Origin of the sequence: Streptomyces sp. NPDC028722 (assembly GCF_040637655.1) — a bacterium.
In the GTDB taxonomy this organism is placed as follows: Bacteria; Actinomycetota; Actinomycetes; order Streptomycetales; family Streptomycetaceae; genus Streptomyces.
Window position 1 is genome coordinate 1 of the sequence record NZ_JBEZWU010000035.1, and the last position, 12,888, is coordinate 12,888.

The following is a 12,888-nucleotide window of genomic DNA, read 5'->3' on the forward strand; positions in this document are numbered from 1 at the left end:
CCGCTACGAGAAGACCGCCACCATCTACCTGGCTGGACTGCACGTCGCGGGCATCTTCCTCTGGTCCGCTCGGTGATCCAAACGAAACGGCCTAGTGGTCAGCCAGGGCTGCACACCTTGTGTGGCCTGGACTCCCAGGCCATGCTCCCCGTGCCTGGCGACATCCCGGCGGATCCGTTTGAGACCTGGTATCCGCCGGGAGATCACGTCCGCACCGTCTGCCGAACAGGTGACGGGAGGCCGTCCCGGGACGAGAGGATGCCCCCGGGCGGGTGCCCGGCGCGCTGGAACGGGTATCCGTCGGCTGTTGGGGCACACGAGACGTCATGCACGGACGACATGCGCGTCCCACCAGCGGCAGTCTCATCGGCCAGGCCTCCACAGCCGAGACATCGCCGCCCGGTCACAACGACGCCAAGCACTCACGCCGAGGCCGGCGCACCGGCCGCCTTCGTCGCCGCGTCCTCGCCTACCGGGCAGTCGATTTCCTGTCCACGCACATCCCGGACGACCCCGGCCCGGGCGACGAATGCCTGCTACTCGTGCACACCCGCCAGGTCGTCGGCCAGGTCCGGTACCGGATCTGCACTGACTGCGCGCAGGGCGTCATCACCGCCGTCGTCATCGACGAGCGCTTCCACAGCACCGGCCTGGGCACCCGTGCGCTGTCACACCTACGGTCCCGCCACCCGGGACTGACCTGGCGCAGCACGCTGCGCAAGCGCACCACCCGTGATCTCCTGCGCCGGATGCGCATTCCCACAACCACTTCTGCCGCGCCCTGCCCCCACGCTCACCAGACACTCTCTGCCCCGGCCGGCCCGATACCCGCCAGCGGCTGACCCAACGCTCAGCGGTCACAGCGCACGGGGGAGAGGGCACCCCGAGGGCGGTACATGAGGTGAAGGGGGTTGGCTGACCGCGCTTTCGGTGCCGCCCCTCGACGTCGAGAGCCTCTTAAGAGCTCATACCGAGATACCCCTTGCCCGGGATTGCGTCGACAGCACGGCACGCGTAATGACTTCCCCAAGTTCACTCAAGCCGGACTCCGTGCCTTGTTAGGCAAGGCTTGCCTGCCTTACATTCTGTGCGCTTCCCGTGCACCCCCAGAGCGGAGACCCCATGTCCAGCGGCAATATCGCCCTGCTCGGAGCCATCGCAGGCTTCACCATCTACCTCGGCCTCCCCCTCGGCCGTCTCCGCACGCCCACGCCCCGGCTCCGGGCGGGCCTGAACGCCGTGGCCATCGGCATCCTGATCTTCCTCGTCTGGGATGTGCTGGCCCATGCCTGGGAGCCGGTCGACGAGGCGCTGGGCAAGCACGAGTGGGGGACCGTCGCCTCCGGGGGTGCCACCCTGGCCGCGGGCCTGACCATCGGACTCGCCGGTCTCGTGCACTACGACGGTTGGATCGCCCGCCGCCGCGAGGCCGCAGCCCGGCCCGCCGGCCCCGGCGCTGCCGTCTCCGCCGAGCTGGCGCCCCGCACCCGGAGCCAGGCCGGCTCGCTCGCCCTGATGATCGCCACCGGTATCGGCCTGCACAACTTCGCCGAGGGCCTGGCCATCGGCAACTCCGCTGCCCAGGGCGAGATCTCTCTCGCCCTCCTGCTCATCATCGGCTTCGGCCTGCATAATGCCACCGAGGGCTTCGGCATCGTCGCCCCGCTGGCCGCGGAAGGCGAGCGCCCCTCCTGGCCCACTCTGCTGTGGCTCGGCCTCATCGGCGGCGGACCCACCTTCCTCGGCACCCTCCTCGGCCAGCACCTGGTCAACGACACCCTGTCGATCGCCTTCCTCGGCCTCGCCGCCGGATCGATCCTCTACGTGGTCATCGAACTGTTGGCCGTAGCCCGCAAGACCGGCCTGAAGACGCTCACCACCTGGTGCATCCTCCTCGGCCTCCTCCTGGGCTTCGCCACGGACGCCGTCGTCACCGCCGCGGGCGCCTGAACCGGGCCGTACGACCTCGCCGCCGGCACTGTGACACGGCGCAGACGGCGTCATCCGGCTGGCCCCGGGCCGGCCTGACCAATCCCTGCCACGCCTGCTGGAACCCTCGGGCACATGACAGCACTCCGATGGCGCGCATCGAGCACACCGGATGGTGCGTAGACCGACAGCCATGCCCGATAGTCCCCGACCGTGTCCCGTCGCGACCCAGGAGCGGCAACAAGAGGGGCGCCTTTCCGTAGGTCCTACGGGGCTCGCTTCCGAACTGCGGGCGCCGACGCGACACTGGCCTCGGGCAGGCCGTCCCGGCCGGGCTGCTCGTCATGAGAGGGCTTGTGGGCTGGGAGTCTGCCGTGCAGCAGGAGGCTGACGATCTGATCTGTCACTTCCTCGCCGGGCGATTCGCGGCTCACGGCGGCCAGGTAGACGATAGTTCCGGAATAGATGTCGACCATCAGCGACGTGTCGGTGTCCAGCGGTAGGCGGCCTTCGAGGCGTGCCCGCTCCAACAGTTCCACGACCGACGCGCGGCGCGGTTCGATGAGGTCGGCGAAGGATCCGGTACCCGTGGGGTCCTCGATCACATCGGCGAGAAGCGCCGGAAGGATCAGACAGGTGGGCATCGCGGAGACGAGATCGATGGTGAGCCGGACGGCGGTGCGCAGGTCGGCTTCCAGATCGCCGGTTGCATGGATCGGGGGAAGTGGGACCTCACCGCTGAGGGCCTCGATCACGAGGGCTGCCTTGTTCGGCCACCACCGATAGATCGTCGCTTTGCTGACTCCGGCCCGCCGTGCGACACCTTCGAAAGAAAGCCGCTGATATCCGACCTCGCTCAGCAGGTCTTTCGCGGCACGAACCACGGCCTCGTGAGATTCCCTGCGCCGCCGCCTGGAGCGAGGGGCGGTGCAGCTGCGCTGGTCGGCGTGCTCGGGCACGGAAGGGTCTTGCCCGCCGTTGTGCTTCCTGGGAGTTACCACCGTGAGCCTCCCTTGTGAGCCACTGGCGCAAACCCGTTGACTTTGCCCGAGAAGCGGCCCTATTTTTGGCGGTACGGGGCGTTTCGTACCGTTTAGAGCGCTCTTGTACTCAATAGTAAGATCCGCAAGCCCCAGGGGAAAGCGCTGTGACGGCCATTCCCGCCGGGGGGACCACGGATCATCGTGCACTAGATCTGACCGCAGAAGCTGGTGCCTCTGGGCGCCGTCCGTCGACGCCAGAGATCTTTTTCTCCACCCCCAGAAGGGGGCATCATCGTGCGTGCAAACAGGACCAGGATGCGGCGCATGGCCGTAGTGATCTGCACGGCGCCCATCCTCGCCGTCGCGGCCGGTGCCGGCGCCGTCAGTGCAGCCGCCTCCGCCCCATCGTCCTCCGTTGCCTCCGTCTCCTCCCACGACGGCGGCTGGGGCTGGGGCTGGGGCTGGGGCTGGGGAGACAGCCGCCACTCCGGTGACGGCTGGGGCTGGGGCTGGGGTGACAACGGCGACCACGGCGACCACGGCGACCACGGCGACCACGGCGACCACGGCGACCACGGCGACCACGGCGATCACGGCGATCACGGCGATCACGGCGATCATGGCGATCACGGCCGCGGTAACGGTGATCACGGTAACGGCGATCACGGTAACGGTGACCGTAACTACTGAGCTCCAGCACACCGAGACACCGATCAACAGCAGAAGTGTGTGCGAGTTCTTTCTCCGGATGCCCGGGTTTCTCGGGCATCCGGACCCTACTTAGGTGGCCGGCGTCCCTCCGGCCGATAGTCGGGGCGGTGAACAGCGGTGAGAGTCGTGTGCGTCGGTGCGGGGCCCGCAGGGTTGTACTTCGCGATCTCGGCCAAGCTGCGCGATGCCGGACACGAGGTCACCGTGTTGGAGCGCGATCCGTCGGCGGCCACCTACGGCTGGGGCGTCGTGTACTGGGACGACCTGCTCGACGTCCTCTACCGCAACGATCCCGAAAGTGCGCGAGAGATCGCTGCCAGGTCGGTGCTGTGGCAGGACCAGGAAGTACGCGTGCACGGCATCAACGGCGAACAGACAGCCTACTTCGGAGGTTACGGCTACAGCATCGGCCGATCGGCCCTGCTCGACATCCTGGCGCGCCGTGCCACACAGCTCGGTGTCGATGTCCAGTACGGCCATCACGTTGCGGAGCCCTCGGCGCTTCCCCCAGCGGACCTTGTCGTTGCCGCCGACGGTGCGAACAGCCGGATCCGTGGTCATCACATGGAGTTCGGCACGCACGTCGAGGTCGGTCTCAATCCCTACATCTGGCTCGGCACAGAACAGCCGTTTCGCAGCTTCGTGTTCAGCTTCAACCGGACACCCGCCGGATGGGTCTGGCTTCATGCCTATCCCTCGGTCGCGGGCATCAGCACCTGCATCGTCGAATGCTCACCGCAAACCTGGAAAGCTCTCGGACTCGACCTGCTCGGCGACGATGAAGGAGTGCAGCTGCTGGAGGGCATCTTCCAACGCGCGCTCGATGGTCACCGCCTGCTCAGCCGATCACGGGGCGCACCGGCGCATTGGCATCGCTTCGCGCACGTGACGAACGACAGCTGGTACCACGGCACGACGGTGCTGCTCGGCGACGCCGCCCACACCACCCACTTCACGCTGGGGTCAGGCACCAGACTGGCGATCATCGACGCAGTCGTCCTCGCCCACAGCCTGCGCGAATACCCGGACGTCCAGGGCGCGCTGCGGGAGTACGACCTCCATCGCCGTGCGGAACTCCATCCGGTGCAGGCAGCAGCCCGTACGAGCATGGCGTGGTTCGAGCACGTGGACCAGTACCTCGACCGCGATGCGGTTGCCTTTGCGCACGCCATGTCGGTACGCCATGCCGGTCAGAGCCCCTGGCACCACCAACTCCACCTCGCCACCCAGATCACCGCCGTACGCGGAGCACGGCGCGCCTTCGCCACCGGCCGACGCTGGTACCTCGCCCGCCGACGAGGCGACACGGCGGCTCGGCAGCGGCCTTGGGGCGGCGACGAGGGATCGGCGGGCAGCGAGTCCCTGCGGAGCGTTTCAGCACCCCGTCCCGACGCACCCGGTAACTGAGCGGCCGCCCCGGGCGGACTGCCCTCGCCCGAAGAGATCGAAGCCGCTCGCACAGCCGCCGGCGGCTGGAAGCGTGACCAGCTCGCCACCCGGGGCGTGCCGTGGCCCCCGACCAAGGGCGGGAAGGAGGAGTTGACCGAGCGCGCTGGAAGGCCACGCGTAGGACGCCCTCGAGGGCGCCGGCGTCGCCGAACCCGAGGCCATCTTGGACGATCCGTAGTGGGTGGAGTGGCGCGGTGACCACGCCCACGAGTTCCACGCCGCCTGACGCCCGAGAGATGCGGTGGGGCCGAGCGCAGCAGGTGCACCCGGCCCCGCCGCCGGTCAGCCGATCAGCTTGTGCAGCACGGGAACGCTGCCTCCAGCGGCCACCAGGCCCGTCGCGACGGCTGCGGGCACGGACTTGTCGTGGAGGAACATGAGGCCGCCCATGACGAGACCGATGATGACGGCCGCCAGGAACACCACGGCGGCGTGCACCGACAGCAACGGGGCCTCCGACGGCATCCCTGCGCTGGGCGGTCCGGGCGGTCCGGGCGGTCCGGGTCGGGCGGGGACCGCCAGCAACTGGACCTGGATCATGACCGGACAATGTCCCTCCGCCTGGGTCTGGCAGGAGCACACCCGCGCCGTCGCCCGCCGCGCCGGCCGCACTCCCACCCCGGCCGAAGACACCGCGCTCCTCTACGACGACCTACGCCTGAGCATCGACCGCATCGCCACCATCACCGGCACCGCCCCTGCCCGGGTCACCACGCTTCTGGCCGTCGCCCGCCGCATTCGCAAACCGACCGGTCTCATAACCACACCCCCTGCTCCACAAGTACTCCACAGCGCCTGACCGCCACGCCTGACGGCGCCCGCTCGTCGCCCACTGGATGCGTCAGGCCCTCGACACGGATTTCCACATCGTCCACGCCCACCACCGCGCCCGGCTGAATTGGCCGCGGGCCACCGCAGGCCGCCACCCTGCGCGAAGCCGTAGAACGTTTCAAAGCCGAAGAGATCTGCGGCGAGTCCCCACCGCCCCGACCAGCGGCTGACCAACCAGATCCAGGAACGCGGCCCCCGCTGACCCTCCACCGCGATGGCCCTTGCCGACGGCGGCGCGGTCACGTCCCCGGTCCGCCGCCGTGCCTGCGCCGTCGCCGGGACGCGTCCCCGTGGTCCCGTCGCCCGGCTGTTCGCGTCCGGGGCGATGCTGAGGGCCGTGGCCGACTTGCCCCGGCCGCCTCCACGCGTTGCAGCGGCCAGCTGCGTAGTCACCCGGCCACCGGGAGGCCGCTGGGTTTCTACCGGGCGAGAGTGACGGTGATCGGGGTGACGGGGCACTGTTCGAGGACCTCGGCCAGTGCGGTCTGTTCAGGGGTATCGATGGTCCGGCCACAGCGGGTTCTGCCGGCGATCCAGTCGGTGACGTAGGTGCAGCGGTAGCCGGCGGCCGGGGGCAGCCACGGGGAGGAGTCCCGGTCGGCCTTGGACCGGTTGGAGGCGGCCGAGACGGCGACCAGGTCGCGGGGATCGTCGAGGTCGTGGCGTAGGCCTCGCGCTCCGCAGGCGTCCAGGTGGAGGCCCCGGAGTCCCAGGCTTCGGCGAGGGGGACGAGGACGGCCGTGCCGTCTGGTCCCTGCGGGACCTGGCGCCGCCACCGGGGCCCGCCCGGCGCCCGGACAGCCCACGATCCTGCCCGGCATCGCCACCACCGACGAGGCGTGCCAAGTACTCGCCGCCGCCGGACTCGGCGACATCCCCGCGCTCCGTTCCTGGCTCGACCAGGCAGCTGGCCAGCTCATCGAGGCCCCCGCCCGGCGCCTCCAGTCCGTGCCCCGCCCCGCCCAGCACCGGAGCAAGTCGCATGACCGCCCGGACGATCCCGCGTATTCGAACGTCACGACCAGCGCGTCAACTCCGTACACTCAGCCTCGCTGAGTACCAGTTCTGACTTGTGGCGGCCCGGCCGCGGCTCGTCCGCCAGTCCCACCATCCGCCGGTCAGCGAACCGTGAGCGCTACTTGCGTACCGTCTCCGTGAATACCCTGAAGTCCGCTGGCACACGCGTGTTTGATGCGCCTTCCGTGCAGGCCGCAACGATCCGGGCCCGCTCCGCCACGCGAGCTGGGACGTGCCACACAAGGCCGCCGTACCTCATGTGTGATGAACTGTGGCCCGGTTTCGAGACGTTGACCCCGTCTCGAACAAGAGAGTGGGAGGGGCCGTGGACCTTGGTGGGGGGACGTGGCAGCGACTGACCGCCGTGGTGCTCGTCATGGCGGTGGCGGCCGGGTGTACGGGGCAGAGCGAAGGCGCGGCCGGCGGAAACGACGAAGACCTGCTGCGGAACCACGACTGGACGCACATGCCGGGCACCACCGCGCGGAACGACATCCTGCGGGTCAGCGCATTGGATCGGCACATCGTGGAGCAGGACTCCTCCGGCGGCCGGCCCAACCCCCCGCTGAACCTGGCCGGCCCGCATCTTAGGTCCGATGGCGACTTCACCGTCACCGCGCGCATGTCCGGTGTGGGTGACGGTGACGGCGACTCATGGCTGCGGCTGTACGGACGGGTACCGGTCATCTACGACGAGTGGCGGCAGGAGCGGCCCTCACTCCGCGTCGGCGTGACCGCTGACGGACAAGTGAAGGTACAGATATGGGACGGCGAGGGCGATGAGCCGGCCACCTCCAAGGAATTCGACTGCGGCTGCTCCGGGACGGTGACGCTCGCCGTGTCGAGCATCGGTGACACCTTCCGCGTGAAAGCCGACGGGCGGCGGCTGGGAACCGTGCAGGACCCGGGGGTGTTCGCCGAGGGCACTGTCTGGTTCGGTCTGGAGGCGGACGCGGGCGAAGACGAGCGCCGCGAGGGGTGGCGTCTGACGCAGCTGATCGCGCGGGCAGAGAGCGGTGACTCGCTCCGCGTGATCAAGGCGCCGCAGCTACGCCAGGAGCAGTCCGACGACTCGCTGCGTGCGCGTGCCGCAGACGTGGGGCGGCCGTTCGACGTCGGCGCCGCCCTAGCCGAGAACCCGCTGCTCACCGACTCACGCTACCGGGCGCTCGCGGGGAGCCAGTTCTCCCTGCTCACTCCGGAGAACGCGTTCAAGCCACAGTTCCTCCACCCACGCCGGGGCGTCTACGACTTCCGCGACGCGGACCTACTCGTACGCTTCGCCCGCGCAAACGACATGAAGGTGCACGCGCACACCCTCGTCTGGCACGAGGCTCTGCCCAACTGGATGCGGGAGAACGACGACCCCGAGGGGGTGCGCCGAACCATGCTCCGGCACATCGCCATGGTCGCCGGGCACTTCAAGGGAAAGGTCGCGGAATGGGATGTGGTCAACGAGCCCATGTCCGACGACGAGAAGAGCTACACCAACGGGGATCTCGGTCTGCGCTCCGAGCAGAGCCCGTGGTTCGAGGCCATGGGCGAGGAGTACATCGACGAGGCGTTCAGGGCCGCCCACCGGGCCGATCCGAAGGCACGGCTGTTCCTCAACGAGTACGGGGTCGAGGAGGAAGGCGAGCGGTGGGACGCCCTTTACGATCTGGTCAAGCGGCTCAAGGAACGCGGCGTACCGATCGACGGCGTGGGTTTCCAGAATCATGAGTACGCACCCGGCGACCGCATCGACCCGGAGACCTTCCGCAGCCATGTGCGGGATCTGGCGGAGCTCGGCGTTCAGGCGCGGGTGTCGGAGATGGATGTCCCCATAGGTGAGGACGAGGAGGACGGGCGGCAGACCCAGGCTGATGAGATGGCGGGCAAGCTGCGGGCCTGCCTGGAGGAGCCGAACTGCACATCGTTCTCCACATGGGGATTCACCGACCGGTACGGTTCCACCGCCGACACCAAGACCTATCCGCCGCGCACGGCCGATTCCCTGCCGTGGGACGCGGCCCTGCGGCCGAAGCTGGCGTACGAGCGCCTGCTCGAGGCCTTTGACGAGGCGTGAGGAATCAAGGTGCGATCTCTCGGTTTGGTGTCGGTGGTAGTGAGAGTCAGTAGTGCTGGTTCGGGCCTGTGGTCTTTCAGCGCTGGGGGGTCATTGTCATAGTCGCAAACAGGGTGCGGATAACACCTGGTCCCGCTCGCCGAGGCCTGGGACTCCGGCGCCTCCGCCTGGACGGCGAAGGAACGCGAGGCCTACGCCAACGACCTCGGTGACGACCGCGCGCTGATCGCGGTGTCGGCCGCCTCGAACCGGTCCAAGGCCGACCAGGACCCGAGCACGTGGTTGCCGTCGGCCCTCGGCTACCGCTGCCAGTACGTCACCGACTGGGTGGCCGACAAGACCCGTTGGGGATTGAGTGTCGACACCGTGGAGCAGGCGGCGCTCACGGACGTCCTCAGTCATTGCCCGAACATGCCCGTCACCGTGACCACGGCCCGCTGAAGGAGGCCCAGGGCTCCTGAGGCCGGGACTGGAGCGACCCGCGCCACGGGCACTGGACGTCCGGCCAGCCACCGGCCGTACTGGGCCGCGGTTTGGGTGACCGGCCGCCGGTGGTACCGATGGGCCGTGACTGCTTGTCGCAGGGTCGTAGTGGGGAAGTGACTGATCGCGCTGGTGGCGTGTTGAGAGGTGGGTACCAATGACTTCCGAAGCGGGCGAGCGGCGCCACGCGGTACTGGTGCTCGGAGCCACGGGCCAGCAGGGGGGAGCGGTGTCCCGGCATCTGCTTCAGGCGGGCTGGCCGGTGCATGCGTTGACTCGTGATCCGGGCAAGCCGGCCGCTCGTGCGCTGGCAGATCAGGGTGCGCAGGTGGTGGCCGGGGATCTGAAGGACGCCGCCTCTCTGCGTGCGGCCTTGGCCGGCGTGGATGCGGTGTTCTGCGTGACGCAGTACTTCGGGGCCGGCTACGAGGGAGAGGTGGCCCAGGGCAGGCTGATGGTGGACCTTGCGGCAGAGGCCGGCGTGGAGCACTTCGTGTTCAGTTCGGTGGGCAGCGCCCATAGGAACACCGGTATCGCGCATTTCAACAGCAAGTACGAGATCGAGCAGCACCTCGCGCAGAGCTCGATTCCCTTCACCGTGCTGCGGCCGGTGTTCTTGATGGAGAACTGGGAGGGCCGCCGACAGGAGATCATCAACGGCTCCCTGGAAACACCGCTGTCGTTTGAGCGGCCGGTGCAGCAGGTCAGTGTCGAGGACATCGGCGCGTTCACCCTGCTGGCCATGAGCCAGCCCGACCGGTGGGTGGGACGGTCTGTGGACCTGGCGGGGGACGAGCTGTCGATGGCGGAGTGTGCCGAGGTCTTCGCCCGGGTCCTTCAGCGTCCGGTGGAGGTGCGTCACATTCCCTGGGACGACTTCCTCGAACAGCAGGGGGAGGAGATGTATGTGATGAACCGCTGGTTCGAGACGACCGGTTACGAGGCCGACCTGGCACAGCTGCGCACGATTCGTCCGGGAATGCTGTCGCTGGAGGGCTACCTGCACAGGCATCACTGGCAGGTGTGAGGGCAAGAGGCGGTCCGACCGGCGCTGATGGTTTCTGCTGGCTCGGCAGGATGTCCGGGAGGCCGAAGGTGACTGGAGTGAGCAGTTGTCGGCAGCGGCCGAAGCGATCCCGACGGTGAAGCGGATCCACCCCGGCGTTCCCGGCCCCGCACCTACACCGTTCTCCCGTTGGGAGCCGCCCTCAGCGCGTTACAGGGATGCGTCGGACTCGGTCTGAGGCGGCGGCGTGCGGGTGAGGTTTTCCTCGAGCTGGCCAAGCATGCGCAGCACGGTCTCCCGCTCCTCGAGTGCCAGTCCGGCGGTGGTGTGCTGTTCCAGTTCGGCCCAGATGCTTTCGACTACGGCTTGCAGGGCGTGGCCGGCGGGCGTGACCTCGATGAGGGCGGCGCGCTTGTCGGTGGGACAGGGGCGGCGACGGACGAAGCCTGCGTGCTCCAGGCGCCGGATGGTGCGGGTCATGGTGGCGGCGTCGGAGTCCAGCAGGCGCACGAGATCGGTCTGGCGTTGGGGCCCCTGTTCCCACAGGTGCATCATCACCAGTTCTTGCCCGGGGTGCAGGCCGACGCGGCGCAGGAGCTGGCCGGCGAGCATGCGGTGCAGGCGTGCTACGCGGAAGATCGCGTGGCTGACCTGGCCGGTGCGGGCGGCGGAGGGAAGGGGAACCGTTGCGACGCCCGCGTCCGGCTCTGCCTGGGCGTTTTCGCCCGACGGTTCACGTCTCACCACGCTGGGTCTCCCGAGGAACGGATAGCTGTCTGAACAGTTATCAGCATACCTCTTCCCGTGTGAACCGGGCAGCGGTAGTCCAGCAGGATTAGCAGGGCTTTCGTACCCCATGTGGCGCGAGTCACTCTTCCCGGGGGGTGATGGGTGTGTATTTACTTGTTCGGACAGGTAAGTCGTCGAGCGGCGTGTAGCCGCACAGGAGTCGGGTGGTCAGGACCAGTCCCGTCCGACCCTGTTTCTCGCCAAAGGAGTCCGATCATGAGCACCGCTTTCGAACCGTTTCTGCTGGGCGGCAAGCGCCTGGCCAACCGCATCGTGATGGCCCCGATGACCCGCAGCCGTGCCTACGGTGCCGGTGCTGTCCCTACCGCATCGATGGCCGAGTACTACGCCCAGCGGGCGAGTGCCGGGCTGATCGTCACGGAGGGAACTCAGCCGTCGGTGGTCGGCCAGGGCTATCCCGACACTCCGGGCCTGCACTCGCCCGAGCAGATCGCCGGGTGGCGGAAGGTGACCGACGCGGTCCACCGTGAAGGGGGCGTGATCTTCGCCCAGTTGATGCACACCGGACGCATCGGGCACCCCAGCCTCCTGCCCGACGGGATGGTCCCGGTCGCCCCGTCCCCCATCGCAGCCGAGGGCCGGGTCTTCACCCACCAAGGACCGCAGGACATGGTGACTCCCAGGGAGCTCACCGAGCCGGAGATCTGGCAGACCATCGACGACTTCGCCGCCGCCGCCCGCAACGCGGTCGCCGCCGGCTTCGACGGTGTGGAGATCCACGGTGCGAACGGTTACCTCGTCCACCAGTTCCTCGCCCCCAATTCCAATCAGCGCACCGACGTGTGGGGAGGCACCGTCGAGGGACGTATCCGCTTCGCCGTCGAGGTGACCCGGGCGGTGGCGGACGCGATCGGTGCCCACCGCACCGGTATCCGTCTGTCTCCCGGCAATCCCTACAACGACATCGTCGAGCAGGACCCGGACGTCACCTATGGTGCGCTGGTGGACAAGCTCGCCCCCCTGGGCCTGGGCTATCTGCACCTGATGGAGGGCCCGGACCGCGGCCTCACCCTTCGTCTGCGCAAGGCGTGGCCCACCACGTTCGTCCTCAACCCCTTCACCCACCCCGACCCGACAGGTCCTGACGCGCTCACCCTCATCGAGGACGGCACTGCGGACCTGATCGCCTTCGGCATGCTGTTCCTGGCCAACCCCGACCTGCCCCGCCGCCTGCAGCTGGGCGGCCCCTTCAACAACCCCGATCAGGCCACCTTCTACGGCGGTGAGGACCGCGGCTACACCGACTACTCCGTCCTGCCCGCCTGACCGCACGCACCGCACCCCCGGCTGACGTGGCTCACCCTGGCCGGAGCCCGGGTGCGGAGCCCGGGCGGCGGAGGGTAGGTGACTCCATGACCGGCTTCAGCGAGCAGGGGCGCAGCTACCCCGCCGGCCAGCGTCTGGGGCGCCTGGCCCCGCGGTCGACCCCTCCGGGCAGCCCCAGGTCAACCCGGTGGGCTTCTCCGTCCAGGATGACTCGACCATCCTGATCGGCGACCACAGCTGGGCGCGACGAAGAAGTGGCGCAACTTGCACTCCAACCCCAGGGCGGCGCTGACGTGCGCACCCGCGGTGCCCGGCAAGTCATCCGTTGACTCGGC

General features: G+C 68.7%; 13 protein-coding genes and 1 pseudogene. 10 read left to right on the forward strand and 4 right to left on the reverse strand.

What is annotated here, in order from left to right:
* Window positions 1–326: 326 nt before the first annotated feature.
* A complete protein-coding gene (locus AB0F03_RS33570) occupies window positions 327–842 on the forward strand; it encodes a hypothetical protein (protein WP_361999113.1) in 516 nt (171 codons plus the stop codon).
* 280 nt (window positions 843–1,122) lie between these two features.
* Window positions 1,123–1,950 (forward strand): ZIP family metal transporter, encoded by an 828-nt coding sequence (locus AB0F03_RS33575; protein ID WP_361999116.1) that lies wholly within the window; start codon window positions 1,123–1,125, stop codon window positions 1,948–1,950.
* A 245-nt stretch (window positions 1,951–2,195) separates the two neighbouring features.
* Here AB0F03_RS33575 and AB0F03_RS33580 read toward each other — a convergent pair whose 3' ends face one another.
* A complete protein-coding gene (locus AB0F03_RS33580; RefSeq protein ID WP_361999119.1) occupies window positions 2,196–2,813 on the reverse strand; it encodes a TetR/AcrR family transcriptional regulator in 618 nt (205 codons plus the stop codon).
* A gap of 423 nt (window positions 2,814–3,236) precedes the next feature.
* Here AB0F03_RS33580 and AB0F03_RS33585 point away from each other — a divergent pair, with 423 nt between their 5' ends.
* Together AB0F03_RS33585 and AB0F03_RS33590 are read left to right on the forward strand one after the other, a co-directional pair.
* On the forward strand, window positions 3,237–3,602 hold the full coding sequence (locus AB0F03_RS33585) for a hypothetical protein (RefSeq protein ID WP_361999121.1): 366 nt from the start codon (window positions 3,237–3,239) through the stop codon (window positions 3,600–3,602).
* Window positions 3,603–3,749: 147 nt separating this feature from the next.
* Window positions 3,750–5,030: an FAD-dependent monooxygenase gene (locus tag AB0F03_RS33590; RefSeq protein ID WP_361999124.1), complete on the forward strand. Its 1,281-nt coding sequence runs from the start codon at window positions 3,750–3,752 to the stop codon at window positions 5,028–5,030.
* A gap of 324 nt (window positions 5,031–5,354) precedes the next feature.
* Here the strand turns inward: AB0F03_RS33590 and AB0F03_RS33595 are convergent, their stop codons facing one another.
* Window positions 5,355–5,612, reverse strand: coding sequence for a hypothetical protein (locus AB0F03_RS33595; protein WP_361999127.1), 258 nt, complete (start codon window positions 5,610–5,612; stop codon window positions 5,355–5,357).
* On the opposite strand from AB0F03_RS33595, the gene AB0F03_RS33600 reads away from it, so the two are divergent.
* Window positions 5,611–5,871, forward strand: coding sequence for a hypothetical protein (locus AB0F03_RS33600; RefSeq protein WP_361999130.1), 261 nt, complete (start codon window positions 5,611–5,613; stop codon window positions 5,869–5,871). The two genes, AB0F03_RS33595 and AB0F03_RS33600, sit on opposite strands and share 2 nt — an antisense overlap.
* Before the next feature lie 451 nt (window positions 5,872–6,322).
* Here AB0F03_RS33600 and AB0F03_RS33605 read toward each other — a convergent pair whose 3' ends face one another.
* Complete coding sequence (locus AB0F03_RS33605; RefSeq protein WP_361999133.1) at window positions 6,323–6,778, reverse strand: hypothetical protein; 456 nt, start codon at window positions 6,776–6,778, stop codon at window positions 6,323–6,325.
* A gap of 467 nt (window positions 6,779–7,245) precedes the next feature.
* Between AB0F03_RS33605 and AB0F03_RS33610 the strand changes: the two genes are divergently transcribed.
* From AB0F03_RS33610 to AB0F03_RS33620, 3 genes are all read left to right on the forward strand, one after another.
* Window positions 7,246–8,988, forward strand: coding sequence for an endo-1,4-beta-xylanase (locus AB0F03_RS33610; RefSeq protein WP_361999135.1), 1,743 nt, complete (start codon window positions 7,246–7,248; stop codon window positions 8,986–8,988).
* A 126-nt stretch (window positions 8,989–9,114) separates the two neighbouring features.
* Entirely contained in the window at window positions 9,115–9,429 is a 315-nt protein-coding gene (locus AB0F03_RS33615) for an HNH endonuclease family protein (RefSeq protein ID WP_361999189.1), read from the forward strand.
* Between the two features lie 199 nt (window positions 9,430–9,628).
* Entirely contained in the window at window positions 9,629–10,498 is an 870-nt protein-coding gene (locus AB0F03_RS33620) for an NmrA/HSCARG family protein (RefSeq protein ID WP_361999138.1), read from the forward strand.
* 189 nt (window positions 10,499–10,687) lie between these two features.
* Here the strand turns inward: AB0F03_RS33620 and AB0F03_RS33625 are convergent, their stop codons facing one another.
* A complete protein-coding gene (locus tag AB0F03_RS33625; protein ID WP_361999192.1) occupies window positions 10,688–11,221 on the reverse strand; it encodes a MarR family winged helix-turn-helix transcriptional regulator in 534 nt (177 codons plus the stop codon).
* Between the two features lie 261 nt (window positions 11,222–11,482).
* Between AB0F03_RS33625 and AB0F03_RS33630 the strand changes: the two genes are divergently transcribed.
* Entirely contained in the window at window positions 11,483–12,553 is a 1,071-nt protein-coding gene (locus AB0F03_RS33630; protein WP_361999140.1) for an alkene reductase, read from the forward strand.
* A gap of 86 nt (window positions 12,554–12,639) precedes the next feature.
* A pseudogene (locus AB0F03_RS33635) lies at window positions 12,640–12,844 on the forward strand (pyridoxamine 5'-phosphate oxidase family protein); the annotation flags it as partial.
* Window positions 12,845–12,888: the final 44 nt, after the last annotated feature.

Excerpts from the sequence above, each read along its gene's own strand:
- AB0F03_RS33575 (WP_361999116.1), top strand. The coding sequence starts at position 1,123 with ATGTCCAGCGGCAATATCGCCCTGCTCGGAGCCATCGCAGGCTTCACC.
- AB0F03_RS33630 (WP_361999140.1), top strand. The coding sequence starts at position 11,483 with ATGAGCACCGCTTTCGAACCGTTTCTGCTGGGCGGCAAGCGCCTGGCC.
- AB0F03_RS33570 (WP_361999113.1), top strand. The coding sequence starts at position 327 with ATGCACGGACGACATGCGCGTCCCACCAGCGGCAGTCTCATCGGCCAG.
- AB0F03_RS33585 (WP_361999121.1), top strand. The coding sequence starts at position 3,237 with ATGGCCGTAGTGATCTGCACGGCGCCCATCCTCGCCGTCGCGGCCGGT.
- AB0F03_RS33600 (WP_361999130.1), top strand. The coding sequence starts at position 5,611 with ATGACCGGACAATGTCCCTCCGCCTGGGTCTGGCAGGAGCACACCCGC.
- AB0F03_RS33605 (WP_361999133.1), bottom strand. The coding sequence starts at position 6,778 with ATGTCGCCGAGTCCGGCGGCGGCGAGTACTTGGCACGCCTCGTCGGTG.
- AB0F03_RS33595 (WP_361999127.1), bottom strand. The coding sequence starts at position 5,612 with ATGATCCAGGTCCAGTTGCTGGCGGTCCCCGCCCGACCCGGACCGCCC.
- AB0F03_RS33620 (WP_361999138.1), top strand. The coding sequence starts at position 9,629 with ATGACTTCCGAAGCGGGCGAGCGGCGCCACGCGGTACTGGTGCTCGGA.